Source organism: Chloroflexota bacterium, assembly GCA_009840355.1.
Taxonomy (GTDB): domain Bacteria; phylum Chloroflexota; class Dehalococcoidia; order Lucifugimonadales; family JADFKI01; genus Bin90.
Genome location: VXNZ01000042.1, coordinates 1 through 3,170, shown reverse-complemented (window position 1 = coordinate 3,170; position 3,170 = coordinate 1). Strand labels below are relative to the sequence as shown.

Annotated in this window: 4 protein-coding genes and 1 tRNA gene; 4 read left to right on the top strand and 1 reads right to left on the bottom strand. The window is 55.9% G+C overall.

Translation table 11 applies throughout. The features are described 5' to 3' along the window. Window positions 1–59 precede the first annotated feature (59 nt). Window positions 60–881, top strand: coding sequence for a hypothetical protein (locus tag F4X57_11195; GenBank protein ID MYC07714.1), 822 nt, complete (start codon window positions 60–62; stop codon window positions 879–881). Between the two features lie 24 nt (window positions 882–905). Here F4X57_11195 and F4X57_11190 read toward each other — a convergent pair. Then, window positions 906–979 (bottom strand) — tRNA-Gly (locus F4X57_11190). A gap of 162 nt (window positions 980–1,141) precedes the next feature. Here F4X57_11190 and F4X57_11185 point away from each other — a divergent pair. The 3 genes from F4X57_11185 to F4X57_11175 all read left to right on the top strand — a co-directional run bounded on the left by F4X57_11185 (window position 1,142) and on the right by F4X57_11175 (window position 2,983). Further along, window positions 1,142–2,092 carry an IS1595 family transposase gene (locus F4X57_11185; protein MYC07713.1) on the top strand — a complete coding sequence of 317 codons (951 nt, stop codon included), beginning with the start codon at window positions 1,142–1,144 and terminating at the stop codon, window positions 2,090–2,092. Continuing rightward, on the top strand, window positions 2,089–2,286 hold the full coding sequence (locus F4X57_11180; GenBank protein MYC07712.1) for a hypothetical protein: 198 nt from the start codon (window positions 2,089–2,091) through the stop codon (window positions 2,284–2,286). Before F4X57_11185 ends, F4X57_11180 begins: the two co-directional genes overlap by 4 nt. Window positions 2,287–2,431: 145 nt before the next feature. Further along, entirely contained in the window at window positions 2,432–2,983 is a 552-nt protein-coding gene (locus tag F4X57_11175) for a hypothetical protein (protein ID MYC07711.1), read from the top strand. Window positions 2,984–3,170: the final 187 nt, after the last annotated feature.

The following is a 3,170-nucleotide window of genomic DNA, read 5'->3' as shown; positions in this document are numbered from 1 at the left end:
AGTCGCGGATTTCACCCTTGTTTGGCGACAATGTGATCCGTCGTCGGAAGGGGACCCACGTGTGGAAGTTCGTAATCACCGGTCTGTTGCTCGCAGCTGTTGCTGTGCCGTCGGCACTGTTAGGGACGCAAGGACAGTCTGCCTCAGAAGCGCGAATCAACGCCTACAAGCACGAAGATGGGCGTGTCGAGTTCGCGCTGCAAGTGAGAGAGGGAGATAGCTGGGGTGAGCGTATTCTGCCTAGAGGCAGATACCTGGGCGCAGACGTGCGGACGGGCAGATGGTTGTCGTCAACACCCGTGGAGATATCCGCTGCGTCTCCGGCCGTGCGTTTGCCGGTCTACTACCCCAGCGGAGACTGGTGGGGAACCAGAATCGAGTTCATCGCAGAGAATGACAATGATATCGAGACATGGCGGACGGAACTCAAACTCTGGGCGCATGAGAGTAATGACGATAGAGTGCGGAGTGCCAATCTGAGCTTTTCTTGTGGGCAGGGCTTCAACGATGAAGGCAGGCTGGTCTACAAGTTCAACGGTTGGTGGGGACTTCAAGGGGTGGCGGCAGATCTCAATCGGCCCGTTGTGGCACACGCTATCGGGACAGTGCAGGGTACGTGGAGTCCGCACGAATACTACGGCGCAAGTGGCGGTGATGGAGTCTATCAACCGCCAGAAACAACAAAGCGAATCTGGAGATGGACAGATTGGCGGAACACCGAGCTCAGCACGAGGGAGTTCATGACAGAATTGAAGCAGTACGACGAACTCACATTATTGGCATCTGACCATTCCGGTAACGTCGTATCTGCAACGTTCAGGCTAGTCACCGCATTTTGGACTCCGATTCAGCCAAACCTCGACTACTGCGGAGAGTACTAGTCGAACTGGTGTAGGATTGTCTTGTAGCCTCGGATGGATTCGGACCATCGACCTCCGGCTTGGCATGCACGGTGCTCTGTCCACTGAGCTACGAGGCCACGAGAAAGCGCCAGCAGGCACATACACCTGCTGGCGCTTTCTCAATCATCTCACGACGAGGGGGCCATTCGTCAAGTAAACCCCTTGGCTTGACAAGTAGAACATATGCATGAGATAATGTATGTATAAGCGATTGAATATAGTTAGAAGGATGTATCGCTATGACAACGAAGGCACCGGGCAAGTCTCACAGGCAGGGCATTACCTTGTTCGAGGCGTTTGAGAAGTTTCGCACTGACGAACTCGCCGAAGCGTGGTTCATCGAGACCCGTTGGCCCAACGGCGTGGCTTGCGTGCGTTGTGGCAGTATGAACATTCAGGAGCGCCCCACGCGCAAGCCGCAGCCCTTCCGCTGCCGAGACTGCCGCAAGGATTTCAGTGTCAAGACCGATTGGATCATGCACAGCTCGAACGTGCCTCTGCGCAAGTGGGCAATGGCGTTCTTCCTGATGTCCACGTCGCTCAAGGGTGTGTCCAGTATGAAGCTGCACCGCGACCTCGGCGTTTCGCAGAAGACCGCGTGGCATATGGCGCACCGGATTCGTGAGGCGTGGAACACTGCGCAGGAAGCCCCATTCACTGGTCCAGTCGAGGCAGACGAAACCTACATGGGCGGACTGGAGCGCAACAAGCACGAATCAAAGCGCAAGCGACAGGGCGGCGGAACAGGCGGGAAGACTCCCGTTGCCGGTCTCAAGGACCGTGAGACGAATCGCGTCAAGGCGCAGGTCATTGATACGCCTGACGCTCGCACGCTGCTCAGTTTCGTTCACGACGGCACGGAGCACGATGCGACTGTCTACACGGACGGTTCGCGTGCGTACCTGGGGCTCGGCAGAGAGCATGGCGTGGTGGAGCACTCTGTTGGCGAGTACGTCAAGGGACAGGCTCACACGAACGGCATTGAGAGCTTTTGGTCGATGCTCAAGCGCGGGCACATGGGCACGTATCACAGCATGAGCGCGAAGCACCTGCATCGCTACGTGAGCGAGTTTGAGGGTCGTCACAACGCTCGTGAGCGGGATACGGACGAGCAGATGGCGGTGCTGGTCGCAGCCGGTGAGGGCAAGCGACTGCGGTACGCTGACCTCATTGGGAAGGAGCAGGAATGACTGAACAGGCAGGCTATCCGCCGAGAGTGAACGTGAGCGTTGAGGAACTTGCGCGAGCGACGTTGCGGCGAGCACGGCCGCGCAAGATTGTTGGGCGGGTGTATCGCTGTGTGGCGTGCGGGGAAGTGGTGGAGTGGCCCCAGGTGTTGGGGGATGATGTGGTGTGCGGGGGGTGTGCCAGTGCCCAGGTTTAGCAGAACACCGACAGTCCAACTGTCAGAAAATGTGATTGTTCTTCACGGCCAATCGAACAATGTCCCGTTGCACAACGGCGAACGCGCCTCTGGCAGGAGCGTTACGATCAAGTCAGAATCATATCCTTCAAGCAGGATTACCGATTTGAACTGGATCGAGGTTATCGACGCTGCCCATAGTAATCTCGGCATGACATTCGAGTATGACGAACAACGAAAGAGCCTGTACATCATCTTGGGAGATAATGAGCAGGTTGGTAACGTCCAACGGAAGAGGCGATTGACAAGAGATGAGCTTCGTACTAACTGGAAGTGGGCGAAGCGGGTCATATTTGGTAGTTGGGATCGAGATCTGGAAAAATGGATCGAGGAAGATGGTACCAGAGAGGCGAGGCAACAGTTAGCAGGATCACCAGGTCAACTCGGCGGTGGTCCGGGACAAGATGAGGAATATGCGCTTGGTGTGGACTTCGTCGCTGGAAGGAAGGTTGATTACTTGAATGTCTGGAGAGAAAGAGTACACAAGTGGAGCCGGATATTGGAGTTTGTGTTCTTGGGACTGCCGATTGCTATTGCGAATATCGACGGCTTGGAACTCTACATAGTCGCTCCAGTGTCCGTGGCTCTTTTCTTGTGCGCCTGGGCAATGGACGCTGTGAAGAGTAAGAATCGCCGATGGAAAGCGCGGGTAAGCTAGAGGGCAGTAGGTAAAATTCGATATAATCCCCGGAAGATACGGCACCAAGCTATTCGATACCATCCGCCAGGGTTGATAGCTGTCGTCCGTTCGCACAACCAAGCGTTCTCGTTCCGTCCATGCTTACGGTCGTGGCTGCCGAGCCAGGATTCGAACCTGAACTGAGGGATCCAAAGTCCCTAGTGCT

Excerpts from the sequence above, each read along its gene's own strand:
- F4X57_11185 (MYC07713.1), top strand. The coding sequence starts at position 1,142 with ATGACAACGAAGGCACCGGGCAAGTCTCACAGGCAGGGCATTACCTTG.
- F4X57_11180 (MYC07712.1), top strand. The coding sequence starts at position 2,089 with ATGACTGAACAGGCAGGCTATCCGCCGAGAGTGAACGTGAGCGTTGAG.